22 protein-coding genes are annotated in these 26,580 nt (G+C 51.0%); 2 read left to right on the forward strand and 20 right to left on the reverse strand.

What is annotated here, in order from left to right; translation table 11 throughout:
• Positions 1 to 15: 15 nt before the first annotated feature.
• Both tssC and tssB read right to left on the reverse strand, forming a co-directional pair.
• Positions 16 to 1,497 (reverse strand): type VI secretion system contractile sheath large subunit, encoded by a 1,482-nt coding sequence (gene tssC / locus SR894_RS17315; RefSeq protein ID WP_133733201.1) that lies wholly within the window; start codon positions 1,495 to 1,497, stop codon positions 16 to 18.
• Positions 1,498 to 1,550: 53 nt separating this feature from the next.
• Positions 1,551 to 2,060, reverse strand: a complete 510-nt coding sequence (gene tssB, locus SR894_RS17320) for a type VI secretion system contractile sheath small subunit (RefSeq protein WP_223288689.1) — start codon at positions 2,058 to 2,060, stop codon at positions 1,551 to 1,553.
• Between the two features lie 643 nt (positions 2,061 to 2,703).
• On the opposite strand from tssB, the gene SR894_RS17325 reads away from it, so the two are divergent.
• Positions 2,704 to 3,222: an Hcp family type VI secretion system effector gene (locus tag SR894_RS17325; RefSeq protein ID WP_133733203.1), complete on the forward strand. Its 519-nt coding sequence runs from the start codon at positions 2,704 to 2,706 to the stop codon at positions 3,220 to 3,222.
• A 136-nt stretch (positions 3,223 to 3,358) separates the two neighbouring features.
• On the opposite strand, the gene SR894_RS17330 is transcribed toward SR894_RS17325, so the two are convergent.
• The 13 genes from SR894_RS17330 to rpsT all read right to left on the reverse strand — a co-directional run bounded on the left by SR894_RS17330 (position 3,359) and on the right by rpsT (position 16,917).
• Positions 3,359 to 4,381, reverse strand: coding sequence for a tryptophan--tRNA ligase (locus tag SR894_RS17330; RefSeq protein ID WP_133733204.1), 1,023 nt, complete (start codon positions 4,379 to 4,381; stop codon positions 3,359 to 3,361).
• Positions 4,382 to 4,461: 80 nt separating this feature from the next.
• Positions 4,462 to 6,882 (reverse strand): pilus assembly PilX family protein, encoded by a 2,421-nt coding sequence (locus tag SR894_RS17335; protein WP_223288688.1) that lies wholly within the window; start codon positions 6,880 to 6,882, stop codon positions 4,462 to 4,464.
• 63 nt (positions 6,883 to 6,945) lie between these two features.
• Positions 6,946 to 7,422, reverse strand: a complete 477-nt coding sequence (locus tag SR894_RS17340) for a PilW family protein (protein ID WP_133733206.1) — start codon at positions 7,420 to 7,422, stop codon at positions 6,946 to 6,948.
• Positions 7,419 to 7,859 (reverse strand): type IV pilus modification protein PilV, encoded by a 441-nt coding sequence (pilV, locus tag SR894_RS17345; RefSeq protein WP_133733207.1) that lies wholly within the window; start codon positions 7,857 to 7,859, stop codon positions 7,419 to 7,421. Before pilV ends, SR894_RS17340 begins: the two co-directional genes overlap by 4 nt.
• Positions 7,856 to 8,428 (reverse strand): pilus assembly FimT family protein, encoded by a 573-nt coding sequence (locus SR894_RS17350; protein ID WP_244286599.1) that lies wholly within the window; start codon positions 8,426 to 8,428, stop codon positions 7,856 to 7,858. Before SR894_RS17350 ends, pilV begins: the two co-directional genes overlap by 4 nt.
• Positions 8,429 to 8,432: 4 nt before the next feature.
• Positions 8,433 to 8,843, reverse strand: coding sequence for a type IV pilin protein (locus SR894_RS17355; protein WP_244286600.1), 411 nt, complete (start codon positions 8,841 to 8,843; stop codon positions 8,433 to 8,435).
• A gap of 81 nt (positions 8,844 to 8,924) precedes the next feature.
• Entirely contained in the window at positions 8,925 to 9,902 is a 978-nt protein-coding gene (ispH, locus tag SR894_RS17360; RefSeq protein WP_208862727.1) for a 4-hydroxy-3-methylbut-2-enyl diphosphate reductase, read from the reverse strand.
• A 38-nt stretch (positions 9,903 to 9,940) separates the two neighbouring features.
• Positions 9,941 to 10,387, reverse strand: coding sequence for an FKBP-type peptidyl-prolyl cis-trans isomerase (gene fkpB / locus SR894_RS17365; protein ID WP_133733211.1), 447 nt, complete (start codon positions 10,385 to 10,387; stop codon positions 9,941 to 9,943).
• Between the two features lie 19 nt (positions 10,388 to 10,406).
• Positions 10,407 to 10,904, reverse strand: a complete 498-nt coding sequence (lspA, locus tag SR894_RS17370) for a signal peptidase II (protein ID WP_223288710.1) — start codon at positions 10,902 to 10,904, stop codon at positions 10,407 to 10,409.
• Between the two features lie 55 nt (positions 10,905 to 10,959).
• Positions 10,960 to 13,824, reverse strand: a complete 2,865-nt coding sequence (ileS, locus tag SR894_RS17375; protein WP_133733212.1) for an isoleucine--tRNA ligase — start codon at positions 13,822 to 13,824, stop codon at positions 10,960 to 10,962.
• Entirely contained in the window at positions 13,808 to 14,890 is a 1,083-nt protein-coding gene (gene ribF, locus SR894_RS17380; RefSeq protein ID WP_133733213.1) for a bifunctional riboflavin kinase/FAD synthetase, read from the reverse strand. Before ribF ends, ileS begins: the two co-directional genes overlap by 17 nt.
• Positions 14,891 to 14,956: 66 nt before the next feature.
• Positions 14,957 to 16,540 (reverse strand): murein biosynthesis integral membrane protein MurJ, encoded by a 1,584-nt coding sequence (gene murJ, locus SR894_RS17385; RefSeq protein ID WP_166650426.1) that lies wholly within the window; start codon positions 16,538 to 16,540, stop codon positions 14,957 to 14,959.
• A 110-nt stretch (positions 16,541 to 16,650) separates the two neighbouring features.
• Positions 16,651 to 16,917, reverse strand: coding sequence for a 30S ribosomal protein S20 (gene rpsT / locus SR894_RS17390; protein WP_008959243.1), 267 nt, complete (start codon positions 16,915 to 16,917; stop codon positions 16,651 to 16,653).
• Between the two features lie 295 nt (positions 16,918 to 17,212).
• Between rpsT and SR894_RS17395 the strand changes: the two genes are divergently transcribed.
• Positions 17,213 to 19,189 carry a sensor domain-containing diguanylate cyclase gene (locus SR894_RS17395; protein ID WP_223288687.1) on the forward strand — a complete coding sequence of 659 codons (1,977 nt, stop codon included), beginning with the start codon at positions 17,213 to 17,215 and terminating at the stop codon, positions 19,187 to 19,189.
• Here the strand turns inward: SR894_RS17395 and cysQ are convergent.
• From cysQ to SR894_RS17420, 5 genes are all read right to left on the reverse strand, one after another.
• Positions 19,176 to 19,979 (reverse strand): 3'(2'),5'-bisphosphate nucleotidase CysQ, encoded by an 804-nt coding sequence (cysQ, locus tag SR894_RS17400; protein ID WP_223288686.1) that lies wholly within the window; start codon positions 19,977 to 19,979, stop codon positions 19,176 to 19,178. The genes SR894_RS17395 and cysQ overlap by 14 nt on opposite strands.
• A gap of 29 nt (positions 19,980 to 20,008) precedes the next feature.
• Positions 20,009 to 20,764 carry an amino acid ABC transporter ATP-binding protein gene (locus tag SR894_RS17405; RefSeq protein WP_223288685.1) on the reverse strand — a complete coding sequence of 252 codons (756 nt, stop codon included), beginning with the start codon at positions 20,762 to 20,764 and terminating at the stop codon, positions 20,009 to 20,011.
• Positions 20,761 to 21,429: an amino acid ABC transporter permease gene (locus SR894_RS17410; RefSeq protein ID WP_022521971.1), complete on the reverse strand. Its 669-nt coding sequence runs from the start codon at positions 21,427 to 21,429 to the stop codon at positions 20,761 to 20,763. Before SR894_RS17410 ends, SR894_RS17405 begins: the two co-directional genes overlap by 4 nt.
• A gap of 68 nt (positions 21,430 to 21,497) precedes the next feature.
• Positions 21,498 to 22,268 carry an amino acid ABC transporter substrate-binding protein gene (locus SR894_RS17415; RefSeq protein ID WP_223288684.1) on the reverse strand — a complete coding sequence of 257 codons (771 nt, stop codon included), beginning with the start codon at positions 22,266 to 22,268 and terminating at the stop codon, positions 21,498 to 21,500.
• Positions 22,269 to 22,963: 695 nt separating this feature from the next.
• Positions 22,964 to 26,401, reverse strand: coding sequence for an O-linked N-acetylglucosamine transferase, SPINDLY family protein (locus tag SR894_RS17420; RefSeq protein WP_223288683.1), 3,438 nt, complete (start codon positions 26,399 to 26,401; stop codon positions 22,964 to 22,966).
• Positions 26,402 to 26,580: the final 179 nt, after the last annotated feature.

Genomic DNA, 26,580 nt, shown 5'->3' on the forward strand with positions numbered 1-26,580 from the left:
GATGGAGAGGTTCCCTTATTCCTTGTCGAGACGTCCGACTAACGACAGCTCAAAGTTGGCACCCATGTACTTAAAGTGCGGGCGCACCGACATAGATACCTGGTACCAACCCGGATCGCCTTCGACATCCGACACCTGAATAGAGGCGGCACGCAGCGGGCGGCGGCTGCGTACATCGGAGGGCGGGTTCTCTTGGTCGGCCACGTATTGGCGAATCCAGGTATTCAGCTCACGTTCAAGGTCTTGACGCTCTTTCCACGACCCGATCTGCTCACGCTGGAGCACTTTAATGTAGTGAGCCAGACGGTTGATGATGAACATATACGGCAGTTGAGTACCCAGCTTATAGTTGGTCTCAGCGTCTTTGCCTTCGGGCGTGTTCGGAAATACCTTGGGCTTTTGTACGGAGTTTGCCGAGAAGAAAGCAGCGTTATCACTGCCCTTACGCATCGTTAACGAAATAAAGCCCTCTTCGGCCATCTCGAACTCGCGGCGATCCGTCACCAGCACCTCGGTGGGGATTTTAGCCTGCAGCTGGCCTAGCGCTTCGTAGGTATGGACAGGCAAGTTTTCAACCGCACCGCCGCTTTGGGGGCCAATAATGTTCGGGCACCAGCGGTATTTTGCAAAGCTGTCGGTCAAGCGCTCGGCCAGCAGGTACGCCGTATTACCCCAAAGATAATGGTCGTGATCTTCGCTGACGGTTTCACGATAGTTAAATGTCTTGATGGGGTTTTCGACCGGGTCGTAGGGCATCCGCAGCAAGAAACGAGGCGCCGTCAGACCTAAATAGCGCGCGTCTTCTGACTCGCGCAGACTACGCCAGCGCGCGTACTTGGGCCCTTCAAAGATGGCTTTAAAATCTTTGATATTGGGCAGCTCTTCAAAGCTATCGATGCCGAAGAAGGAAGGCGCCACCGCTGACAGGAACGGCGCATGGGCCATCGCCCCTACAGCAGCCGTGTGCTGCAACAGTTTCATATCCGGGGTCGAGGGGGTGAAATCATAATGCCCGATAATCCCTGCTACCGGCTCACCGCCAAACTGACCATACCCACCTGCGTAAACGTGTTGGTAGAGCCCGCTTTGGGTAATTTCCGGGGCAAACTCAAAGTCATCCAGCAGTTCTTCTTTGGTGGCGTGAAGCACATCAAGTTTAATATTTTCGCGGAAATCGGTGCGATCAACCAACAGCTTCAAGCCACGCCATGCAGACTCCAGCTGCTGAAAGCTATTGTCGTGAAGAATCTCATCAACTTGACGACTAATTTTCCGGTCAAGCTCAACGATCATGCTATCTACAACGGCTTTATTAACCTGCGGGGCAGCGTTCTCGCCGCTTAACAGTTCGGAAATAAAAGCGGCAACGCCTTGCTTGGCAACGTCGTAGCCTTCATCCGCTGGCGCCATACGCGTCTGCGCCATCACTTGATCAAGTAAAGAAACCTCTTCCTGGGTTTCCACCGTTTGGCTTTTCTTTTGCGCCGTATCACTCATAGAGATGCCTCGAATACAATCCGGTTACTGGACTAGCACGAAAATAGCGATGCTTATTCGTTACGATTAGGGTCAGAATCAAGCAGCTCTAGCTCCGCCAACAGTTGCTGACGCGTTTCGTCACTTTCGAGTAGTTTCTGCAAACGATCACGAAAAGCAGGTACGTTGCCCAGTGGCCCCTTCAAGGCCACCAACGCCTCCCTTAATTCGACTAGCTTACGCAGCTCAGGCACCTGTCGAGCGATACTGTCGGGCGCAAAATCATGGAGAGATTTGAATTCCAAATTGACGGCCAAATCGCTTGCTTCACCCTCTTCTTGCAACCGATTGGGAACCGCAGCCTGCAAACCAAGGTTCGCCTCGCGCATAACAGACTGGAAGTTGTTCTTATCAACAGAAACGGCTTCGCGCTCTTCAATGGAGGTCTCTTCCTCTCCACCTTTGAAGTCACCGACCACCAATAATTTTAACGGCAGTTCCGTCTCGGCCTGCTGATCACCTGTAGCGGGTACATATTTAATATTGATGCGCTCTTTCGGCGCGACCGTTCCTTGCTTAGCCATGGTTTTCGCCCGTAAAAATTAGAACATTTTCAATTCAAAGAAGAATGCTTATTAATCGCGGGAAGTTACCGGATTTACGCCGAAAGTACCAAATAGCCATAAGCAGGCATTGCGACAATCTGAGGAAAGAAGATTTTCAAGATGGCGTTTTTTAACACCATTTTCGCGGACTTTAGAAGCAAAACAAAACAGACTAATTAAAACTAGCCTTTGAGCGCCGCATTTGTAAGAGATCTCTTACAAAAACTGTCACTAATTTCTTACAAAACGACGAGCAAAATTCATACAAGAAAGGTGCTTAAATGGGCAGTACCGTCTTTTTTTTGCGGCAAAAATATTGCTCCGATGGCTCTATTTCTGCTTAAAATTCCAAGAAAGGCTTTAGCCATAAAGCAAGGTAACGGTAGATGCAACCCAGCGTTACTAAGCGCATATAGATGTAACAAGTAAGCAAGCAAGTTCTTGCCCTGCCAGGCAATATCTTGCCCAGCACAGGCAACTCTTTGCCCCACAGAAAGAAGCGCCCCACCGTAAAAACCATAAATTATTGATATATAAAAAATTTAATAAAATTGGCCCTGAAGCTGCTCTATTGTTTGAGTCCACGTGACATTTCTTTAATTTTTCAGTCAAGGAGCAGACCATGCCAACACCATGTTATATCAGCATCGAAGGCCAAACTCAGGGCAACATCACCGCCGGCGCTTTTACCCCTGACTCCGTAGGTAACATCTACGTTGAGGGTCATGAAGACCAGATGCTGGTGCAGGAATTCAAGCATGTCGTTACCGTACCCACTGACCCACAGTCTGGTCAGCCGTCCGGCCAACGTGCTCACAAGCCCTTTATCTTTACCGTTGCCTTGAACAAAGCAGTACCGCTGATGTACAACGCCCTAGCGTCTGGCGAAATGCTGCCTAATGTTGAGCTGAAATGGTACCGCACCTCTGTTGAAGGTAAGCAGGAGCATTTCTTCACCACCACGCTGACCGATGCCACTATCGTTGACATCAACCTGCGTATGCCTCACGCCCAGGACATCCAAAAATCTGAATTCACCCAGTTGATGGACGTGTCACTGGCTTACCGTAAGATTGATTGGGAACACACTGTTGCCGGCACCTCTGGTTCCGACGACTGGCGCGCCCCGATCGAAGGCTAAGCTGTTGTTCTTGGCCTAGCCCAGGTCTGAAAAAAGGCCTGAAACAAGCGAAGCCCCTTCCAACCGGAAGGGGCTTCGTCGTTTCTGCTTCTCGTGACAGGCATTTTGCTATGGGTATTGCAGCGAGACTTAGGGATTAAACAAACCGCCCCAAGCCAACGGCCGCACGTAAACGATCCATCGTTACAGCGGCTTCTTCACGGGCTCGCTCAGCGCCTTTCTGCAGTACCGCCTCAATATGGGCGGGGTCTTCCATCAGTGCGTTATAGCGTTCACGCGGCGCGCTCAAGTGGGCGTTCAAGTACTCAAACACTTGATCCTTAGCTGCACCCCAACCAATACCGTTTACGTACTGCTCACGCAGGCTAGCGGTCTCTTCAGACGTCGCAAAGGCGGAGTAGATTTGAAACAGCGTGCAGGTGTCTGGATCTTTCGGCTCACCGGGTTCCAGCGAGTTGGTTTTAATCTTACGTACCAGCTTTTGCAGCTTCTTCTCAGTCACAAACAACGGAATGGTATTGTCGTAGCTTTTGGACATCTTGCGCCCATCCAACCCATTCAGTAGCTGTATTTTGTCGTCTACCACAGCCTCAGGGAGGGTAAAGTGCTGACCTTTGTAGAGGTGGTTGAAACGCCCGGCGATATCGCGAGCCATCTCGATATGCTGAATCTGATCGCGCCCTACCGGCACCTTGTTGGCGTTAAACATTAAAATATCCGCGGCCATCAGCACAGGGTAACCAAAAAGGCCCATCGTAATGCCTTTATCAGGATCTTGGTTTTCCGCCTCTTCGTTCTCTGCAACCGCTGCTTTGTAGGCATGGGCGCGATTCATCAAGCCTTTGGCACAAACGCAGGAGAGCATCCAAGTCAGCTCTGGGATTTCTGAAATGTCCGACTGGCGGTAGAAAATCGCATTATCGGTATCCAGCCCCATTGCCAGCCAAGTAGCAGCAATTTCCAGCCGCGACGCCTGCACCCGCTTCGGGTCTGGACACTTAATCAGCGCATGATAGTCGGCCATGAAATAGAACGACTGAACGGTTGGATCCTGGCTTGCCTCAATGGCGGGCTTGATCGCCCCAACGTAGTTACCTAAATGTGGCGTACCGGTCGTAGTAATGCCGGTGAGAACCCGGGTTTTGGCGGTCTGGCTCATGGTTTTCATGACTCTTAGTTTACAGGCTCTTAAACAAGTACCGGTATGATAACGCGCGCTTGGTCGTGTGGCGAATGACATCATTGCCAGTCAATTAGCGACCATGTAAAGAGGCCATCGCTAGGAATTTCAGACAAATTGCAGCCCCCCCAACGCTCCTGCTCCTCTTCATCTAACAAGTTAAAAGCCGTACGCAATGCTTGCTCATCGAAGTTGAAGTCATTGCTTCCTCCACCACGGAATTCAATATTAGCGGGGGAGAACTCCATGCTACCCGCATCATAAGGAGCCACTAACAACGCACCATTCAAATCACGGCCACCACCGCCTTTTTGCGTGTAATTGCCTAATACAATTAGTAGCCCATCAAAAGCTGGATTTCCGCCTCCATCGTAGTTGCCGTTCACGACCAAAATACCTGCGCCGGAAAGATTATTGGTATCAACATCACCATTTATGAAAGTAATTTTTTCATTCCCGACACTGCCGAAAACCGCATTATTTTTACCCACGTCATTGAGAGTTATATCGGCTCTTCTTCTTAATAAATCGATAAAATCAGCAAATTTTTCAGCACTTTCGCCACGATCAAATACACCTTTTGGAATGCCCTCTCGGACATTTCCATCAGCAGTGTTAGCATTTGCAAATTTCTCTGCATCGCCAGTAGCAACAGTAATATCAGGCACTTCGCCTGCACCAATAAACTTTGCTCGCGAAGACGGTAAGCTCAAACGGCTCACAGGACTGACGACCGTTAAAGGAGAAATATCTGCAAAACTGCACCACTGTTCATTGCCGGCTTCACCAGCGATGGCTACATCTGCGTAAGCACGGTCATAATGTATCGAAGCGCCTCCACTCACATTTAGCGTGTTTGAAAAAACGCGCCCCATTAGCCGTGCCGATCCTGCAATACGCACTTCTCCAAAGGGCGCTAATAGTTCACCATACATATCACCCGCGGATGACATATCAATAGCACTTTCACTACCTTCGTGGAGCGATACAAATGAGAAAGCTGAAACTAGACGCCCCCCCACATCAACGACTGGCTCAAAATCGCTCATATCAAAAACATTAGACCCTTTTAAAGAAAACGTGCCTTTCGATATAACTTGGAGAGACGCCCCCTCACGTAAAGTAATCGCATCAGAACTTCCCCATAAAGCTATGTCTACGCCTGACTCTGCAACAATAACGGTTGGTCTTTCGACAACCATTCCATTACCACCTATATTTAGCTGAGCAACATGAAAAGCTTCAAATCCATTAATATTCTTTGACTCACCGAGTACAGCCGTACTTGTTGGCCCATCATAGTTGAAAGCGTTAACATCGGTCGGATTCGTATTAAAATGATATGCCTCATAAAGCTGCTCCACACCATAGTCTGGGCAGGGGTCATTTTCTTTGACAACGGTTAACTCATCACTTAAGAAATCAGCAAAATTAACCTCAGGGTCACGGCTACTTACTTGCCCTGAAATCCTATTATCTATTTCTGAATAAACCTCAGGGGATGTTGCATCTCCGCCAATGGCATAGGATGTGCCGGCCCTAGTACTACCATCGGCTTGCAGAGCGCTCACCTCTCCCCAATTGCCTAATACTTGAATTCGACTGTTTGCAGAAACATCACCATCAACTCGGGTTCCCACATGAAAGACAATATTATTTTCCGAATACAGGCTGCCTGTTATTAACGCATTGTTACCTCGAAGTGATATATCGCCTTTCACATACACATCACCATCGATGGGCATTGTGTTAGTTACTTCCATTCGACCTGCAGAATAAATATCACCGGTTACACCCGGTACAGCCCCCATATTAAATAGTAAATTGCTGTTCTCATGGACAGCTATGAGTGAAGCCTTCTCGCCACTATTATTTCCTACACCGTAGGCGCCTGCTTGAGAATCAAAACCATCAATTACCACACCGCTCCCCCCTGTCAGGTTGGCGCCATGGCAGGTAATCACACCATCTCTGAACAGTCCGGCACCGTTGGCCCCTTCAACATCATAACGATAGACAATAGAAGATTCACCGGAGGCGCTATTGCGCAAACCACGATCTAAAGAAGTAATTGTTATAGTTTGGGCCTGCTCGTTTACCTCAAAAATTATATCCAAATCACCGAGAAGTTTATCGACTTCAATTTTCCGCTCTTCTTCTTCCATATCTTTATAATTATCAGGAAGCAAACCATTAACAAACTCTCTAAGCGTACCATTTTGTATCAGCTCATTTACACTTGGCGGCTCCCCACTATCCAAAAGGCTTTTAAGAGCTCTTTCACGGGCATCCTTATTTCCATCACTTGCTAATGCGGCTAGTACATTATCCGATGTCATATACGCTTGTGTTGAGGCTCGGTAGTTTCCCGCCAAACGCTCATCAATCAACGCGCTCTGCATACTTGACATACCTAGCAGGAGTGCACCTGAAAGAAACACCATCACTATTACTAATGCAGCGCCTTGTTGTTCTTTCATCGTCAGCTCCCTATTTATAGCATTAAGACGATTATGCCGCCTGGCCTTGCTTTCAATAAAAAATCACTCATCGAAGGCGTTAAATAGTAAGGAGCGATGTACCACATGAAAAATAATCGCCCCTCCATTGTTTTCTAGTGGTAATGCCACTCGATAAAGCGGCGATCCATTCACCACTTGCTCACCTAAAACATGCTCATCCTCAGCGCATTGGTTTGCTAAATCATCGTCTGGTAGGTCTTTGAGAAAGCTGACTAACGGCTGACCGCCCTCGTTTTGATCTGCAACCGTGCAATTACAACGTTCCTGGTCTAGCTCACAGCGGAGAGTATAACGCCCTGATCCATTTTGGCGTATCTCGCTGGTAATTCGCTGAGCGATAAAGATCAAGTTTTCTTGCTTTCGACTTATTTTGTCGACGGTTTGAAAGGTTTGAAAAGTTGTTAAAAAAAGTTGCCCAGCCCCTAAGATAATAACCGTACCTATCGTCATCGCTACCATCAACTCTACTAACGTAAAGCCCTGTTGATGTTGTCTCATAGCGAATTCTCAATCCTGGGAAGAAGAAAAAAATAATCGAATTGATCGATAATGTCATCACCTAAGGCCACATTCACATTGATACGACAGCCATCACTTCCACCGCTAGTGCCGTCATTTTTAATACTGCTTTGAGATGAAGAAGATCCACGCAATGGGTTAGCGTTGCTGCTTTGAAACCAATAATCCTTCCACTCTGCTTGCACCACAGAGGCATCAATATCTTCACAAGTTTCGCCGGGATTTAGTGTAGCCAGCTGTGCCCAAAGCCGTTCCTGTGCATCCACAGCCGCCACGCTTGCCACCGAACGCTGGTAGCCTGCATTTGCGCTTTGCAGCGCTTTAAGCTGCATGGCGGCAACGCCGATCAGGCCAATCGAGAGAACCAACAGTGCGATTAGCGCTTCTATTAAGCTAAAGCCACGCTGAGAGCTCATGACTCACTCTCCTTCCTACGAATGCTGCCCGTTGCACGAATCACCAGCGTTACAGGAGTAATTGATGCACTTTCCCCACTGGTATTTAACGTCATCTCGCAGGGTGAGTCAGGGCAGTTGGCAATGTCGGCGTCGCCCAAACTTTGAAAGGTAAGCGAGAACGCCTGGGTCGGCGAGGCTATATTAGCGGACTGCCCTACTCTTAGTATCTCACCCTCACTGCCTCCACCGGTTTGTACCACCCAATAGCAGCCTCCCGAGTAACGGTAACGAATACTCGCTTCACTGTTTTCACCTAAATCTTCCTCGACTTCATTATTTCTACAGGATTCAGGGCGGCGGTTTGAATTGGGCACATCGGGTGGTGAAAAGATGACCGTCATATCGCTGCGTTGCTTTATCGCCTCGCTACGGGCAAAGCTCAAAACAGAGATCATTTCATTGACGTCGCTGGCTAGCTGCTGACGGGTAAGAAAGCCTGTAAAAGCGGGAACCGCCATAACAGCGATGATCGTTACTATAATCAGCGTGACCAACAACTCAATCAAGGTAAAGCCGCGTTGAAGCATAAGCCTACCAGCACTCATCAGGTGATTGCGTTCCTTGAGCATCCAGAGTCAATGGCTCGTCACAACCATCGTCTTGTCCACTCCTAGTCGTGGCCGTTAGCGTATAACCGCCATTTTGATCGCCGGTGGCTACCTCAATGGTATAGTGCTTCTCTGGCGAAGTAGTCGGCACATTATCGCAATTGGCGTAGGAGTATGCGCGTGTGTTGCAGCGCTCAAGCTCTGAAGCAGCTCGCATTAGACCCGCATGGGCGTCGGTTCGAACTGATTTTTGCACGTAGCGGGTATAGCTGGGGTAGGCAATAGAAGCGACGATACCGATGATCACCAGCACAATCATCAATTCAATGAGGGTGAAGCCGCGCTGACCATTCAATAAAGAACGGCCAGTGAAAAGATTAGAGACATAAGACACGCGGCTTCGCTCCCGTATTAGTTGGCTCATACTGTTTCAGTATGTCGCAAACCAATACGCTTTGCATTACGAAGCGTGCGATCAGCTGCTGGCGATGACCTTTTCACGCAGCTCTTTCGGCATAGAGAAGGTAATAGTCTCTTCGCGGCCCTGTAGCTCTTCAGGTAATGCGGCGCCCATGGTTTGCAGCTTGGCAACCACACCTTTCACCAATACTTCGGGAGCACTGGCACCAGCTGTTACTCCGACGCGCGCTACATTCTCAAGCCATTGAGGATCGATTTGATCAGCGTTATCGATCAAGTAGGCGGGCGTACCCATACGCTCAGAAAGCTCACGCAAGCGGTTAGAGTTAGAGCTATTGGGGCTGCCCACTACCAGCAATAGATCGCTCTGGGTCGCTAGCTCACGCACCGCATCTTGTCGGTTCTGCGTTGCGTAACAAATATCGTCATTGCGTGGCCCCTGAATCTCGGCAAACTTACCACGCAAGGCGTCAATTACCTTGGCGGTGTCATCCATCGACAGCGTCGTTTGGGTCACGAAGGCCAGCTTCGAGGGATCATTCACCTCCAGCTTAGCAACGTCTTTTTCATCCTCTACCAAATAGATACGCCCACCGTGGGAGGTGTCATAACGCCCCATGGTGCCTTCGACTTCCGGGTGGCCTTCATGGCCGATGAGAATGCACTCCTGGCCACGCTTGGCATAGCGCAAAACTTCCAGGTGCACTTTAGTGACCAGCGGACAGGTGGCATCGAAAACCTTCAACCCCCGCCGCTCAGCATCGGCTTGCACCGCGCGGGAGACGCCGTGGGCGGAGAAGATAACGATGACATCGTCTGGCACTTCATCCAGTTCTTCAACAAACACCGCTCCGCGGGCACGCAGCGTTTCAACCACAAAGCGGTTGTGCACGACCTCATGGCGTACGTAAATCGGCGGGCCAAACACATCCAGTGCGCGGTTGACGATATCGATGGCGCGATCCACACCGGCGCAAAAACCACGCGGATTGGCCAATTTAATCTGAATGGGCTGTGCTTGCGTCGATTGCATAGTATCGCCTTGATGCGTAAGCGGCATCGCTTAGTGAATTAATGCGTTGTCACCGGTTTAACGTCGAGTACTTCGACCTCAAACGTTAGGGTACGCCCTGCCAGAGGGTGATTGAAGTCCACCTCGATACGATCACCGTCAATGGTTTTGACCACACCTGGCAATTCCGTTCCCGCTTTATCGGCAAACGACATCACCATACCAATTTCCGGGGCTTCATCGCCAAAATCTGCCCGCTTCAGGGTCTGAATATTTTGCGGGTTGTGCTGGCCGAACGCATGCTCAGGGGTTATCTGAAAGGTAGCATCCTGACCTGCGGCCATGCCTTTGATAGGATGCTCAAAACCGGGGGGCAGGTTTCCGTCGCCAAACTCGAAGGTGGCCGGTGCTTTGTCTTTGGTGGAGTCCACCAAGGTGCCATCTTCCAGCTTTAAGGTGAAGTGCAGCGTCACTTCCATGCCGTCATCGATCAAATAGTCGCTCATTGCAGTTCTCAACGTTCGATTAATGGGAAGTCTTGGCCGCTTTTTTGCGCCGCCGCTCGCCCATAATGGATTCCCAGATTAAAGCGACCGCCCCCAGGGTAATCGCTATATCCGCCACGTTAAACGCCGGGTAGTACCACCCAGCGACGTGAAACGATAAAAAGTCGACCACATAGCCATGCACCAGGCGGTCATAAAGATTGCCTAGCGCCCCACCAATAATCAGCGGCAGAGCTATCGCCAATAGCTTTTCATCGTTTTTGATGCGCGAAAGCCACACCGTCAGCGCCACGCTTGCACCTATGGCAATCAATGCAAAGAACCAGCGCTGCCAGCCGGGATGCGTGGCTAAAAAGCTGAACGCCGCGCCAGTGTTGTGTAGCAGCGTCAGGTTAAAAAACGGCAGTACATCGACCGGCTGAGCGTAGCCCAACTGACTACTGGCCACGTATTTAGTGGCCAAATCTAACACGATCACTGCCACTGCTAGCCATAGCCAGCGCAGCGGCCGCTGCATCGTCGGCCGCGCGCTTGCATCAGACGTGTTTGTATCGCTCGGCGCGTTTTTATCGTTAGGCATAGTAGCGAATCTCACCGCTGCCTTCGGGGAGATTGCTGATACAGCGACCACATAGATCCGGATGATCAGCATGAGTACCGACATCTGGGCGGTGATGCCAGCAGCGCTCGCACTTGGTGTTATCGCTGGCTTTGACGGCGACTTTCAGGCCATCAAGTTCCGTCGCCTCAGCGTCACCTACCTCACTAGCATCAGAGAGAGGCTTGAGAGTGACTTCACTGGTCAAGATGACAAAGCGCAGCTCGTCGCCCAATTTAGCCAGAGTCGCCTGCAGGTCATCGCTGACATACAGCGTGACTTCAGCTGCCAAGCTGCCTTTAATGACTTTGGCATTTCGGGCATCTTCAAGACACTTGTTGACCGAGTGCTTGACTTCCAGCACTTGCTCCCAGAAAGCACGACCCAGTTCAGCGTTGTCGTTCAGGCTGCCAAGGTTAGTGTAGTAAGTCTCCAGCAGCACGCTGTCGCCGCGCTTACCGGGGATGTTTTCGTGAATCTCCTCAGCGGTAAAGGAGAGAATCGGCGCAATCCAACGACTCAGCGCTTCCACCACGTGATAGAGCGCGGTTTGTGCACTGCGACGCGCCAACGAATCGGTTTGCGTGGTGTACTGGCGATCCTTAATCACATCCAGGTAGAAGCCACCCAGCTCACGGGCGCAGAAACCATGCACCTGTTGGTAAACATCCAGGAAGCGGTACTCTTCGTAGGCTTTTTCGATCCGCGCCTGCAATTGGTGGGCACGATCCACCACCCACTGATCCAGCGCCAGCATATCGCCAAACGCTACCTGGTTTTGCTCAGGCTCAAACCCGTTAAGGTTCGAAAGCAGGAAGCGAGCAGTGTTGCGAATCCGACGGTACACATCGGAAGTACGCTTCAAAATCTCGTCCGAGACGGCCATTTCGCCAGAGTAGTCGGTTGAAGCGACCCATAGGCGCAGAATATCGCCGCCCAGCTTGTCCATCACTTCCTGGGGCGCGACTACGTTGCCCAGCGACTTGGACTGCTTGCGGCCCTGGGAGTCGACGGTAAAGCCGTGGGTCAGCAACTGACGATACGGCGGATGGCCGTCAATCGCCGAGCCGGTGAGCAGTGACGAGTGGAACCAACCGCGGTGCTGATCGGAACCTTCCAGGTATAGATCCGCCCGCGGGCCGTTTTCGTGGCCATGGGGGTGCGAACCGCGCAGTACGTGACGGTGAGTGGTGCCAGAGTCGAACCAAACATCAAGCGTGTCAGTGACTTTGTCGTAATCCGCCGCTTCCGCACCCAGCAGCTCTGCCGGATCGAGTTTGAACCAGGCATCGATGCCTTCCTGTTCAACGCGTTTGGCCGCCTCTTCCATCAACCCAACGGTGCGCGGATGCAGCTCACCGGTTTGCTTATGAAGAAAGAATGGAATCGGCACGCCCCAGTTGCGCTGGCGGGAGATACACCAATCAGGGCGGTTAGCAATCATGCTGTGCAGACGCGCTTGGCCCCAAGCAGGCGTAAACGCCGTCGCTTCAATGCCTTCAAGAGCACGTTCACGCAGGGTTTTGCCGTCTTTGCCTTTGATATCCATGCCCACAAACCACTGCGCCGTGGCACGGTAGATGACCGGCGTTTTGTGGCGCCAGCAGTGCATGTAGCTATGTTTGATCGGGATATGCGCCATCAGCGCACCCACTTCGCGCAGTTTTTCGACGATATGGGGGTTGGCTTTCCAAATCATCTGGCCGCCAAAGAACGGCAGGTCGTCAACGTAAACGCCATTGCCCTGCACCGGGTTGAGCATGTCGTCAAACTCCATGCCATGCTCACGACAGGTGATAAAGTCATCCATGCCATAAGAGGGGGCGGAGTGAACGATACCAGTGCTACCCACCTCAGACTCGACGTACTCTGCCAGATAGACGGGAGAGAGACGATCGTAGAACGGGTGACGGAAATTGATCAGATCAAGATTCTTGCCTTGAGTAGTAGCAATCACTTCGCCTTGCAGGCCAAAGCGCTCTAGGCAGCTCTCCACCAACTCTTCCGCCAGCAGCAGCAAACGCTCACCGGTATCGACCAGTGCATAGGTGAACTCAGGGTGAACGTTAAGCGCCTGGTTGGCCGGGATAGTCCACGGCGTGGTCGTCCAGATCACCACTGCCGCAGGCTTAACCAGTTCACTTAAACCAAAGGCAGCGGCGAGCTTGTCGGCATCTTCTACCGGGAAGGCGACGTCGATGGCGTCGGACTTCTTATCAGCGTACTCGACTTCGGCTTCCGCCAGCGCCGAGCCACAGTCAAAGCACCAGTTGACCGGCTTCAAGCCTTTAAACACATAGCCCGCGTCGACCATCTCGGCCAAGGCACGAATTTCGCCCGCTTCGTTGGCGAAATCCATGGTGCGGTACGGGTGATCCCAGTCGCCAATAATGCCCAAGCGCACAAAGTCGGCCAGCTGTGTTTCAACCTGGGCAGCGGCGTATTCACGGCAAAGCTCACGGGCGTGTTCCGGTGCCAGGTGCTTGCCATGAGTCGTTTCCACTTTGTGCTCAATGGGCAAACCGTGGCAATCCCAACCCGGCACGTAGGGGGCGTCGAAGCCAGCTAAATTCTTCGATTTAACGATAATATCTTTAAGGATTTTATTAACGGCGTGACCAATATGAATACTGCCGTTTGCGTAGGGAGGGCCATCGTGCAACACAAACAGCGGCGCACCCGCGCGCGCTTCTCGCAGGCGCTGGTAAATGTTCATATCCTGCCACTGGGAAACCCGCCCTGGCTCCTGCTTTGGGAGCATGCCGCGCATGGGGAAATCAGTTTCAGGCAAATTCAGCGTGTGCTTGTAATCCATAGTCCGGTCAGCCGTCGTTAGCATCAGCGGAATTTCCCGCCGAGGAAGAATCAGAAGAAGCGGTCTCACGCCCAAGCGGGGCCGAGGCCAGCGGAAGAGAATAGTATTGTTCACCATCGTCTTGCTCAGCATCGTGGTGCTGAGCACTGTCTTTCTCACCCATCGCCGCCGTTAAATAGTGGCGTGCGCGGTTCTGGTCACGTTCAATTTGCGCTTTCAGCGCTTCAAGGCCGTCAAATTTCACTTCGCCCCGCAGGCGTGCGCAGGGAAACACCGTCATACGTTGGCCGTAGAGATCCCCTTTAAAATCCAGCAGGTGCACCTCCAGCGTTGGCCGTTTCGAACCTACCGTAGGGCGGAAGCCAACGTTAGCCACCGCTGGGTAGCGCTCGCCGTTTTCAAGTTCAGCCACTACCGCATAGACCCCACGTAGCGTTAATGGCTGGGGCATCAGCGGCAAATTGGCAGTCGGCACACCAATGGTGCGTCCCAACTGCTGGTCGCGTACCACACGTCCATGTAACGAATAGGCTCGGCCCAGCAAACGCGCAGCGGCAGAAAAATTGCCGCTGGCAAGCAAGGTACGCACCCGCGAACTGGAAACCCGCTCGTCATCCACGGTAAAAGTACGCGTGTGCTCTACACCAAACCCCTGCTCACGCCCGACCTCCGCCAGCAGCGCGAAATCACCACGGCGATCGCAGCCAAAGCGAAAATCGTCGCCCACGACCAGGTGCTTAACGCCCAGGCCACCAATCAGCACCTGATCGATAAACTCACGCCCGGTAAGACTACGCAGCGCATCGTTAAACGGCAGAACCAGCACTTGCTCAGCGCCAAAATCGCGCAGTAGCCGCACTTTTTCGCGCAGCCGGGTTAAACGCGGCGGCGCTTGATCGCCGGCAAAAAACTCCCGCGGCTGGGGCTCGAATACCACCACTGTCAGCGGCACACTCCAGCGCGCCGCGTGCTCGCGGCACTGCTGAAGGATGGCTTGATGGCCGCGATGCACCCCATCGAAATTACCAATGGTGGCAACGCAACCACGATGAGCCGCTCTCAAGTTGTGCAGACCTCGAATGACGCGCATGGCACCTCAGCCGTTGGAGGACATAAAGCCTCTGATTATAACGAACCCACACCCCAGGATGCAGTGTTATGAGTGCATTTTAAAATGACGAACGCGCAAACCCAGTGCAGCCAGCCACGCGAAGTAGAGCGAGCCGCCCAGCACCACTAACCCGGTGACCCAGCTTATTCGCTGCCAAAGGCCAAACGCTAGCCATGCCTGCCAGTCGGGTGCGATAAAATAGAGTGCTGCACACATTAACCCGCTTCCACCCAATAGCTGCACTGAATAGCGTTTCCAACCTGGCTGAAAGACCAGCACTCCCTGCTTATGCAGTAAGTAACCCAGCAGGCCCGCGTTTAAGAAGGCAGAAAGTGCGGTGGCTAACGCCAACCCTGCGTGGGCCAGCGGCCAAATCAGCAACAGGTTAAGCACCATATTAGCGACCATGGCAATAATGCCTACCTTCACCGGGGTTTTGGTGTCTTGGCGAGCAAAAAATCCCGGTGCCAATACTTTGATCAGCATAAAGGCTACCAAGCCAAAGGCATAAGCACGCAGACTCATGGCCGCCATCTGGATGTCGTTGTCGGTCATTGCCCCGTAATGGAACAGCGTAATCAACAGTGGTTCGGCCAACACCGCCAGCGCCAGCGCCGCAGGCAAGCCTAACAGCAATACAATGCGGATAGCCCAATCAAGCATCGCCGCAAAGTGCTCCTTGGACTGGTCAGCATGGCGTTTAGAGAGTGCCGGTAAAATCACGGTACCAATGGCCACCCCAAACACACCCAGCGGCAGTTCCACCAAACGATCCGAGTAGTAGAGCCACGATACGCTACCCGCCGCCAGCAATGACGCCAAAACGGTATCCAACAGCAGGTTAATTTGCGATACCGATACCCCAAACAGCGCAGGCCCCATGAGTTTCAGTATGCGTCGCACGCCCTCGTGGGCAAAATTAGGCCAGGGCGTGGGCATCAATCCCAAGCGCAGTAAAAAGGGCACCTGAAAAACCAACTGTGCCGCCCCGGCGATCAACACGCCCCAGGCCAACGCCATGGCGGGCTCTTCCATTAGCGGCATTAAAAACAGCGCCGCCCCAATCAGCGAAAGGTTAAGCAGCACCGGGGTAAACGCGGGAACCGCAAAGCGGTTCCAGGTATTCAGTACGCTACCGGAAAATGCGGTGAGCGAAATCAACAGTAAATAGGGAAACGTTAAGCGCAGCATATCGGCGGTCAGTGCCAATTTTTCCGGATCACTGCCAAAGCCAGGGGCGAACACCCAAATCAGCCACGGCGCACAGAGCATCGCCACGGCGGTAATCAGCGCCAGTACCGCCGTTAAGCTACCAGCAGTAGCATTCAGCAGCGCGCGTATTTCCTCCCGACTTCGCTGGGTGGAGTACTCCGAAAGCACGGGTACAAAGGCTTGGTTAAACGCCCCTTCGGCAAACAGACGGCGCAGAAAGTTAGGAATCTTAAACGCCACGAAAAACGCATCGGCACCATTCCCCGCCCCTAACAAGGTAGCGATCACAACATCCCGCGCCAGCCCCATCACTCTCGACAGCATGGTCATGGCACTGACCACAAGCCCCGAACGCATTAGCCCACGGCGCACGATTGCGGTGCCTGAAGATGTATTGGGCGCTTTCTTCGCTGTCATAAGCTATCCGGAAAAACCACCTAGAAAAACCATTCAGAAAAAGCATCTGGAAAAATCATCCAGACACAAAAAAACCGGCCGCAGCCGGTTTTTTTATGGCGCCTGCCGGCTTACGCCGCCAGTGCCTTAATACGCTTGTTCAAACGACTCTTCAGGCGAGCTGCTTTCTTCTTAGACAGCACGTCTTTGTCTGCAATACGGTCAACGACCGGCTGCATTGCCTTGAACTCTTCCATTGCCTTGGCGTGGTCGCCGGTGCTGATCGCTTTCACTACACGCTTGATGTAGGTGCGGACCATGCTGCGCTGGCTGGATTTCAGGACGCGACGGTTCTCGGCCTGGCGGGCGCGCTTGCGAGCTTGCTTGCTGTTCGCCACAGGGTATCTCCTTGGAGAATAAAGGTTGCCGATAAAACGGCAACGAAATTAAATATGTGTTCGTCGGCTACGCTGTCATAGCACGACGTTTCCGCAACAACCAATTGTTTTGGCAGGCATGTTACCCTACCAAAGTGTGTAGCAGGCAGTTGAAATAAGCTGCCCGCTCACGGGACTTGTCTGAGAGGATGGCGTAGTCTATCACGCGCTTGGCGAGCTTGCTAGCTGCGCCTTTATAAGTACAACGTATAACTTTAAAAGCAGGCTGCCCGGCGCAGACTTGCTCATAGGAAACATGTCAGTGTCATTGCGGCGTCTATATATTCGCTTACTGCTAGCCATTTGCATACCGTTGATTCTCGTATCGGCAACGTTGCTGCCTGTGCTCCATGTCCATATGGAATCCCGACTAGATAGCCTTTATACCGAAGCCGATGCCTTGTTGAAAGTTGGGCAAGAGGCGCTAACACGCGATATTAATGAAAGCCTCAATTACGCGCTGGCGATTGCCGAAATGCCGGCATTAAGGCGGTACCTGACAGGGCAAGACGAGACATTAATAGTTGACCAGCACTATTCTCTAAGTGACTTATCGCAGCTTTCAACGTTTTTAAACACGCTGATCAATCACAACCCCCGCTATACCAAGCTGGTACTGATCGATAACCAAGGGCGCGAAGTACTCCGCGCCCCCACAAGCAATGAAACAGGGCCGCGAGTGACGGGCAACTATCATGCTTATACCGACTACTTCGGAGAAGCATCCTCACTGCTGCCACGCGACCTCTATATCTCACCACCGGGTCGCAACCTGCAATTTGAGCTATTGGGTAACGACGTGATCCCGGTGGTCAACGTTTCCACCCCCGTCTTTGATGCGATGGGTGTACGCCGTGGCGTGGTGCTTTTAAGCCTCAATTGGGGCTACCTCACAAACGCTCTACGCCAAGCCATGCTGCTTGACCCAAATGCGAATGCAATCCTGATCGACGCTCAAGGTCGTTGGCTGCTCGACGAAGGCATCCCCCCCCTCGACGACGCCAGCTTTGGTGGTGATTTTGCCTCCCTAGCCCCTCACTACTGGCAAGCTATCCAGCAACGCAATGCAGGTCATGCCAGCGTAGATAATCATCTATTACGTTTCCAGACCGAAGATATACGAACCCTACGCTACCGTAGTCTAGCGGGCACTATTTTCAGTGAAAACGACTATCACCCTTGGAAGTTAGGCGTGACACTTCCACAGCCCTCTTGGCGCTCGCTGATTGAAGAAGAGACCACCGTTCTCTGGTTTCTGCTGCTTACCTACAGTGTCGCCGTCGCTTTTGGAATATTCTGGGCTCTCAGCAGCCAGCGTCAGCGGCAGCTTCGTAAGGCGGCTCAGCGCCACGCCCATGAAGTCAGCGACCTATATGAAAATGCCCCTTGCGGTTACCACTCGCTCGATAGCACAGGACGGATCATAAAAATGAACCGCACCGAGCTCGCCTGGCTAGGTTACGCCGAAGAGGAAGTTATTGGTCATATCACATACCGAGAACTGATCACGCCAGAAACGCGCGACCGGTTTGATAAAGCCTTCGAAAATGTCAAAAACAATCATCCTGGTAGCGCCGAGTGCAGCCTATTAACGCGAGACGGAGAGCAGCGCCACGTTATGATTAAGGCCTCTGCTTTTTATCGCAATGGCCAATTTGTCCATTCACGCGCCACTGTGTTTGATCTTACAGAACGCAAAAAACTCGAAGAAAAATTACGCGCCCAAGCCATGTCCGATCCTCTAACGGGCGTATTCAACCGGCGCTATTTACAGGCCCAAGCGACGACAGAAATATCCCGGGCGCGGAGGCAACACCACCCAATCGCACTCATCGCTATTGATATTGACCACTTTAAACGTATTAACGATACGTATGGTCATGACGTTGGTGATGACGTCCTAAAAAGCTTCACAAGGGTAGTGAATGAACTGCTTCGCCAGGAAGATTTACTATGCCGAGTAGGCGGCGAAGAGTTTGCGATTTTGCTTCCCAACACCTCGCTTGCACAAGCGGAACAGGTAGCCGAACGCATACGGAGCAAAGCTGCTGCCACCCCCATTAACATCTCAGAAGAGCACTCAGAAAAAGTGCTTTGGCTGACCGTGTCACTTGGGATAACCGCTATTTTAACCACCGAAAAGGCGCTGAAACCTGCCCTTAAACGCGCAGACATAGGCCTATACCAGGCAAAAGAAAACGGCCGCAATCAAGTAGTCGTTAACACGGTGTAGCCGCCCGTCCCCACACGACAAAATCGGGGTTGAGCACTTGCGCGGAAGTGGCGTCTTCTAGCATGGCATAGCCTAGTGGCTGGTCGTCAAAAGTAACCACTCGCCCCCCGGCCTGCTCAACAACCGCTTGAGCAGCACCGGTATCCCACAGACTGGTTGGCCCAAACCGAGGGTATACATCGGCATTTCCTTCAGCGATAAAACATGCCTTCAACGAACTGCCCATGGGCTGAAGATGATACTTACCCAGTTCGCCAAGCCAAGACGACAAACGGGAATCCGCATGTGAACGGCTTCCCAAAACACGCCACGGCTGCCCTTTTAACGGAGGCGATGCCGCCCTAATCGGCTGCCACTGACCATCATCATCCGCTTTAAATGCGCCTAAACCTCTGGCGGCGAGATAAGCAAGCTTTAAGGCGGGCGCCACCACCACGCCGAGTACTGGCCTCCCCTCTTCAATCAAGGCAATGTTAACGGTGAACTCATCGTTACGCTTGATAAACTCTTTGGTGCCATCCAACGGGTCGACCAGCCAATAAAAACCCTCGGCGTTGGCACCCTTAAAGCTTTGGGTATCCTCTTCGGAAAGTATCGGCACATCAGGAGTAAGCGCCTGCAAACCGCGGGCAATAATCGCATGAGCCACTTTATCCGCCTCGGTGAGCGGACTATTATCAGCCTTTATCTCAACGGCGAAGTCACGGCGATATACCTGCATGATCGCCTCGCCCGCTTCCCAGGCTAACTGCTCAATGCTTTTTAGCAATGCCTTGTTAATCGTGGGCATAGTAACCTCAGGCAGTAAGGATTTAGGCTTTAAGGGACGGCCTGCCCGGTAGGCGCTAAAATTTTGCGCAAGAAGTGACGCGTTCGATCATCTTTCGGCGCAGTGAACAGCTCCTCTGGTGGGGCTTGCTCGACGATGCCGCCTTCGTCCATAAACACCACTCGGTCTGCCACATCCCGGGCGAACTGCATCTCGTGGGTGACCACGATCATCGTCTGGCGTTCTACTGCTAACTGCTTCATCAGGCTCAATACTTCCTCTACCCACTGAGGGTCAAGTGAAGAGGTGGGCTCGTCAAACAGAATTACATCAGCATTGGCCGCCATCGCCCGACCAATACCCACCCGCTGCTGCTGACCGCCGGAGAGCGAAGCCGGGTAAGCATCCGCTTTATCCGCCAAACCAATGCGCTCGAGAATCTCCCTGGCACGGGCGTGGGCCTTAGTTTTCGGCAACTTATCCACTACGATCATCCCCTCGCTGATATTCTCCAGCGCGGTTTTGTTAGCGAACAGGCCGTAGTTCTGAAATACAAAGGCGGTATGCCGGCGCAGTGCCAGGATATCAGCCCGGCTGGCATGCTGGGTATCAACACTCAGATCCCCCACCTGCAAACGGCCTGCATCAGGGCGCTCAAGAAAGTTAATGCAGCGCAGCAACGTCGACTTACCCGTCCCGGAAGGCCCAATGATCACAATGATCTCGCCCTGAGCAAGGCTCAAGTCGATATCTTTAAACACCGTATGGCCACTAAAACGCTTGGTAATGCCCTGCAGCGAAATCATCGTTGGTAGGCCTTATTCAGATAAATTTCTAACCGGCGCTGCCCCCAAGAGAGCACTTCCACAATCGCCCAGTAAATCAGCGCCACCAGCAGGAATGCTTCTAAATAGAGAAAGCTGCCCGCGGCCTCTTTTTGGGTAGCGCCCATTAACTCGGTCACCCCCAGCGTAAAGGCCAACGAGGTCGCTTTGATCATATCGATGAAATAGTTCATTAGCGTCGGCGTTGCCACACGAGTGGCCTGGGGCAAAATGATACGCCGCATTAACTGCGACTGAGTCATCCCGATGGAGAGCGCGGCTTCCGTCTGGCTGCGATCAATCCCGACAATCGCCGCACGAATAGACTCGGCCATGTAAGCAGAGAAGTGCAGCGTCAGGCCTAGCACGGCGGCGGTAACGCCGGTAATCGAGATTAACGCGCTGATCAACTGCGGCAAGCCATAGTAGAAAAGAAATAGCTGAACCAGCAGCGGCGTACCTCGGAAAAACGAGATAAACAGCAGCGAGAAACCGTTCAAGAACGGCACTTTTGATACGCGAACCACCGCCAGCAGGCACGCCAAAACCAGCGCAAAAAACATGGCAATCGTTGCCATTTGAAGGGTGAGCGGCAAGTAGCGCAGCAGAACCGGCAACAGCCCCCACATATATTCAAGATTAAGCATATCAAGATCGCTTATAAGCAAACGGCCGTGGCAATGCCACGGCCGCGTTATACGGATGATCCCAGCGGTTAGGGCTGAGTGATATCACTATTAAACCACTTTTCCGATATCTCGCGCAGCTCACCGTTTTCGCGAAGTTCAGCAAGGGCTGCGTCTACACGGTCGCGTTGCTCGCGGCCCGCCTCGTCGTCACGGAAGGGTAATGCGTTCTCAATGGTCGAGAAAGGCTGGCCCGCCAGCTCTAACGGCAGGCCTTTCTCTTTAATGACCTGCGTAGCACTCACGCGATCCATTACAAAGGCTTCTACCCGGCCTAGCGCCACATCCTGTTCGATATTGGACTCATAGGTGCGAATGTCGATTTCATCGGTGTTCGGCTGCTCACGCAATAACTGCTCGTAGTTCGAGCCCAGGTTGACGGCCACGCTTTTGCCGGACAAATCCTCAACACCATGAATAGTATCATTACCTGCCTTGACGACGACCTGAGCACCGTCATACACGTAAGGCGAAGTGAACACATACTTCGCTTCGCGCTCTGGGGTAATGGTGATCTGATTGGCAATGGTATCGATACGGCCAGATTCAAGCATCCCCGCCAGGCCCGAGAAACTCGCCGTGACGAACTCGATATCATCACCGGTGATTTCACCCACCGCGTTCATGACATCAACTTCAAAACCCTTAAGCTCATCCTGCTCAACGAAGGTAAAAGGGAAGTAACCGCCGGACATGCCCACACGGAGCGTGTCGGCTTGGGCAGCCACTGATAGCACACCACCTACCATGCTAAGTGAAAGAGCGGCAACGGTTCTTTTCCAGCGGCGTAAATTGGCCATTAGTACTTTCCTCTGTGAATACAAATAATCTGATGTAGATATGGGCGCGGGGTAAGTCGCTTATGCCTCAAACACCAGCAGAATGGCATCAAGATAGCAGCAAAAAAGAAATAATAAACCGTCTTCTTATATTTTTTAAGAATTAACACCAACCAGAGACGATATGTGGTACTTCACTTCAAGACGCCAGCGTTTCTTTCTCGAACTCCACTACCAGGTGTTGCTCGCGAGTGAGTTATACGGGCACCAAGTGACCTGATTGCTACTTGGCACTTGTACTGTATTAGGTAAAACCTTAAGGAGTGCGGAACCCTTATGTTGCCGGTAAGAAAACATCGCCGCTTGGCGGCATTGTCAAGAATATCCAGCAACTTGTTGTAATCGCCCGCCATATCTATCCCTTCCTGCTAAAAACGGGCAAGCATAGCTTGGCGTCTTTCGAATCAGCGCTTCAAGCTTATCAATCATCTGCTGGCACTCTGCTTTTCCACTCAAGCTCCACAAAGCAAGGCTCAACAGGCCCGCCCTTAGCCTCCTGCTTGACTAAGGGAATAGTCTATGAATACACGCAGAATGCTCGGTCAATTATCACTGACAAGATGCAGGCACTAAAGTGCCTGCATCTGGTTTAGCAATTCCGTTGAGTTGGCACAACTCGAACACACGAAACGCAGCGCTCTCCTTTAAGAAACAACCTATAGCGGGTTCTTCGAGAATTTAGTCCACAAAGCGTCTAATTCCGCCCTATCAATACCTTGCCTAACTTTAAATACGCCAGCAGTATCAACTTGCTCGACCACCTCTAAAAATTCAAGCACTACATGGTATGGTGGTCGATTCCAAAAGTCATGGATAAAAATCCGAGCCATTTCTTGGTTATGCATATGCTCTGTAATATGGATAATTGATGCAATCGTGCATGCGACTCTGAAGCGACCGTCCACAAGAATCAAATCAAATGGCTGTTTATGATAATGAATCGCCTGACTGTATTTAGAAAAATGATGCTGGAATTCATCTGAGACTGGCAACCCCCACTCCTTAGTTGGCCCGATATCGACAGATTCAACTTGACACTTATCACCCAGTTCATCTTTAAGTGCCCTTACCCATTTAGCATCACTTTCCACACCCTCTACTCTCAGGCCTTCTTTTACCGCCCAAACTGTAGATCCGCCTGAGCCAAATTCAAAATAGCTCTTTGCTTTCTTTAAGTACTTTTTAAACAGCTTGCGTTCTGCATTTGACATGAAAGGAGCATCAGGCAACGGAAATTCCAATGCTTCATTTTTTTCCGACACCTTAGTTTTTTTGTTCGACAATGACTCCGAAGCTGTTTCGGGTTTAACGTCAGTTAATCTTTGTAGAACCAAATACTCTTCTGCCTTTTCTTTATCAATTTCAACCAATAGCTTATATGTTAGATCCTTTATGCCATACACCGTGTGCAATAAAAAAGCTAGTTTGGAGCGTTGATTTTCATTTAGCTCAGCCATCCGCTCGTGAGTGGGGAGGAAAACCGCATCGGCACTTTGAAGTTCGGTAGCTTGACGAATTTCCGCTGGTACGCTGTTCGGCAGATGGCTTAAGTGCTGTTGGTTGTTGAAACGGTATAGACGGAAACCATGGCGTGACATCCAGTGCTGAATTTCAGCTAAGTTTGGCTGTCGTTTATGCGTCGGTTGAAAGGCAATACGCACTTGGATGACTAGCGTATCTTTAAGGGCTTTTTCACCATTCTCAAGGATTACGGTCGAATCACTTAAATCGTCCAGAATCAACCAATCCAGACTATCCAGGCCTTCGATGCTATCTAACACGATAGTATTGATTGGAAGCTTAGCAAGCACGCTTGCACCAGCAGGGTTAGCTCCGTACTGTTGTTCCACTGGCATCGGTTCCAGGGTACTGCTCAATGCTGGATCTAAGCACGAATAAAGCGTCGCCGAACTACCATCTCCTAAAACAGCATGGGTAAAAACCTGCACATCTTTGCTGCCCTCAAACCGCTCAGTATTTATTACTTGGCTTGCGGGGTCGAAGGCAACTATACCAAATGAATTTAACTTCCTAAGTGTATCAATACCTTTTTCAACAACTAGTTTTGAACCATTATCCAGCGCTATAATCTTACTGGGTAGTGACCAGTGAAAACCAGCCGTTTCGACTTCCAGGCTCTCTGCATAAACAACATCTACAGGCGCTTCTTCATCTTCAAATTTCGCCAGCCCTGTTTTATCGAACGTTAAAGCGGCTGGCTGCTTTCCTTCACAGTGCCGTTGCCAAATAGCGCGCATTGCATCAGTAAAATGTTTTGCAAAGCGGGAAGCATCGCATACCGGTGACTCTAATAAGACTTGACGAAGGTGCTGCCTAATAGTGGCAAGGCTATCTAAATCAGACGCTAGCTCTAAAACTCTTTCTCGATACTCCTCCCATGAGTTAACCACAAGTTCTGGCATACCTGCATTAATCAAATGAGTAGCACTGTGGCGTCCTGCAAAGGTTGGCCCTGGGAGGGAAACCACCGGCACTCCCATTAGAAATGACTCACATGTAGTTAAGCCACCAGAATAAGGCCAGGGGTCTAAGGAAATATCGATTTTATTATAGGCATCTAAAAGTTCGGAGTGTGGTGATGGCCCTTCTATTATCAGCCGATCATCCTCAATACCGTACAGAGCCATGGTGTCTTTAATTTTTTGGCAACGCTCCTCACTCTTATACTGCATGCTTTTGAGCATTAGCTTAGAATTGGGTAGTGCTAGCATTATCTTAGCCCATTGGTCTAGCAATGCACTGTTTAATTTTGAAGCATTATTAAAACAACCTAGCGTTATATAGCCATTTCTAAGTGCAGGTAATACGCCCACATTTGGCTCATATCCATTGGGTGGCACATAGCAAATATAGTCATCAGGTAGACGTATTAGTTTTTCCACATAGTCTTCATCAACACCTCCAGGTGTCTCGATGGAGTCGCTGATTAAATAATCAATGGCTGATAACCCTGTGGTATTAATCAAACCACCTACCCACTTCACCTGCACTGGAGCAGGCCGCATGCTTACCGCCAGCACCCTATTGCCAGCATTATGGCCAGCTAAATCAATTAGGATATCAACCTCATCATTCACAACCTGCTCAGCAACCTGCTGATCTTTTAACGGCTGTACACTCATCCACTGCTCAGCTACCGATTTAAGCCTTTCGGTAATACCATCGGAAGCATTGTTAGTGCTGTAAAAATAAAAAGCTATCTGGCTTTTTGAAACATGCTCTAAAGCTGATGTGATCATTCTCCCCACAGGATGTCCTCGAAAACCGTCTGAGATCAAACCAACCCTCAGAAGTTTTTGGGGGTCATTTAGCTTACTATGAGGCAGGACTGTAACGTCTGGTAAAAATTTACTTTCCCATTGCTTACATAAAGCTGTAATCTCTTCTCCTGTTTTATCAGGATGATAGTGATAAGTAGTTATAATATTAGAAAAAGGGCCCGGTGCCTGCGGATTTACACGATGGGCTTGCCCGTAACTTTCGAGTCCTTTATCAAGATCACCAATGGCATTATAAACATTACCTAAATTATTCCATGAAAGGTAGTTTTTGGGGGCTAATCTCGCGGCTTTTTCAAGCGCATCCCTAGCACGATTATATTCAAATGTCTGCAACAAAGTATTGCCCAAGGTATTGAGCATATCTACATCGTCAGGCATCAACTCACAGGCTGTTTCAGCGTGCTTTAGAGCCTCATTAAAACGTGCCTGGGTGTAATAAATATAACCAATATAATGCTGTGCTTTGGCATAATTTGGATTTAACTTGATGGCTTCATGTAAAAACACCAGCGCCTGCTCGGGATTACCCGCTTGATGTGTTATCCGGCCTTTTAGCGCTAACGTTTCAGCATCATCAGAAACCAAAGCACTAGCTCGTTCCAGTGCTATTAATGCCTCTTCAAACTGTCCGACCGCAGAAAGCTCCGCACCCAACTGTTTCCACGCAGCTAAATTGGTTGGTTTCTGTACCGTACGCTCTTTGGCTTTCTTTAATGCTTGCGTTGTTCCCCTCGCATCTAAGGTGCGTTGATGAGCATTGCTTGCTGAGCGATAAGGCTTTTTATTTGACATGATAGAGAACATCCTGAAGGCGGTTAAGCTATGCGAACAGCGTACATGATTAACTCGCCTCGCAAAGGTAGGAAAAGCGCTGAATATAGTTGCTAACTGATTTCGAGACAGTCTTTAAAACAAGACAGGCCCCCAGAAGGGAGCCTGTAGGTAATCCGAAAGTTCGGATGAGTATAGCG

Source organism: Vreelandella neptunia (assembly GCF_034479615.1).
Lineage (GTDB): Bacteria > Pseudomonadota > Gammaproteobacteria > Pseudomonadales > Halomonadaceae > Vreelandella > Vreelandella neptunia.

Coding starts and splice junctions, on each gene's coding strand:
- tssC (WP_133733201.1), bottom strand. CDS start 1,497: ATGAGTGATACGGCGCAAAAGAAAAGCCAAACGGTGGAAACCCAGGAA.
- tssB (WP_223288689.1), bottom strand. CDS start 2,060: ATGGCTAAGCAAGGAACGGTCGCGCCGAAAGAGCGCATCAATATTAAA.
- SR894_RS17325 (WP_133733203.1), top strand. CDS start 2,704: ATGCCAACACCATGTTATATCAGCATCGAAGGCCAAACTCAGGGCAAC.
- SR894_RS17330 (WP_133733204.1), bottom strand. CDS start 4,381: ATGAGCCAGACCGCCAAAACCCGGGTTCTCACCGGCATTACTACGACC.
- SR894_RS17335 (WP_223288688.1), bottom strand. CDS start 6,882: ATGAAAGAACAACAAGGCGCTGCATTAGTAATAGTGATGGTGTTTCTT.
- SR894_RS17340 (WP_133733206.1), bottom strand. CDS start 7,422: ATGAGACAACATCAACAGGGCTTTACGTTAGTAGAGTTGATGGTAGCG.
- pilV (WP_133733207.1), bottom strand. CDS start 7,859: ATGAGCTCTCAGCGTGGCTTTAGCTTAATAGAAGCGCTAATCGCACTG.
- SR894_RS17350 (WP_244286599.1), bottom strand. CDS start 8,428: ATGCTTCAACGCGGCTTTACCTTGATTGAGTTGTTGGTCACGCTGATT.
- ispH (WP_208862727.1), bottom strand. CDS start 9,902: ATGCAATCGACGCAAGCACAGCCCATTCAGATTAAATTGGCCAATCCG.
- fkpB (WP_133733211.1), bottom strand. CDS start 10,387: ATGAGCGACTATTTGATCGATGACGGCATGGAAGTGACGCTGCACTTC.
- lspA (WP_223288710.1), bottom strand. CDS start 10,904: ATGCAGCGGCCGCTGCGCTGGCTATGGCTAGCAGTGGCAGTGATCGTG.
- ileS (WP_133733212.1), bottom strand. CDS start 13,824: ATGCTAACGACGGCTGACCGGACTATGGATTACAAGCACACGCTGAAT.
- ribF (WP_133733213.1), bottom strand. CDS start 14,890: ATGCGCGTCATTCGAGGTCTGCACAACTTGAGAGCGGCTCATCGTGGT.
- murJ (WP_166650426.1), bottom strand. CDS start 16,540: ATGACAGCGAAGAAAGCGCCCAATACATCTTCAGGCACCGCAATCGTG.
- SR894_RS17395 (WP_223288687.1), top strand. CDS start 17,213: ATGTCAGTGTCATTGCGGCGTCTATATATTCGCTTACTGCTAGCCATT.
- cysQ (WP_223288686.1), bottom strand. CDS start 19,979: ATGCCCACGATTAACAAGGCATTGCTAAAAAGCATTGAGCAGTTAGCC.
- SR894_RS17405 (WP_223288685.1), bottom strand. CDS start 20,764: ATGATTTCGCTGCAGGGCATTACCAAGCGTTTTAGTGGCCATACGGTG.
- SR894_RS17410 (WP_022521971.1), bottom strand. CDS start 21,429: ATGCTTAATCTTGAATATATGTGGGGGCTGTTGCCGGTTCTGCTGCGC.
- SR894_RS17415 (WP_223288684.1), bottom strand. CDS start 22,268: ATGGCCAATTTACGCCGCTGGAAAAGAACCGTTGCCGCTCTTTCACTT.
- SR894_RS17420 (WP_223288683.1), bottom strand. CDS start 26,401: ATGTCAAATAAAAAGCCTTATCGCTCAGCAAGCAATGCTCATCAACGC.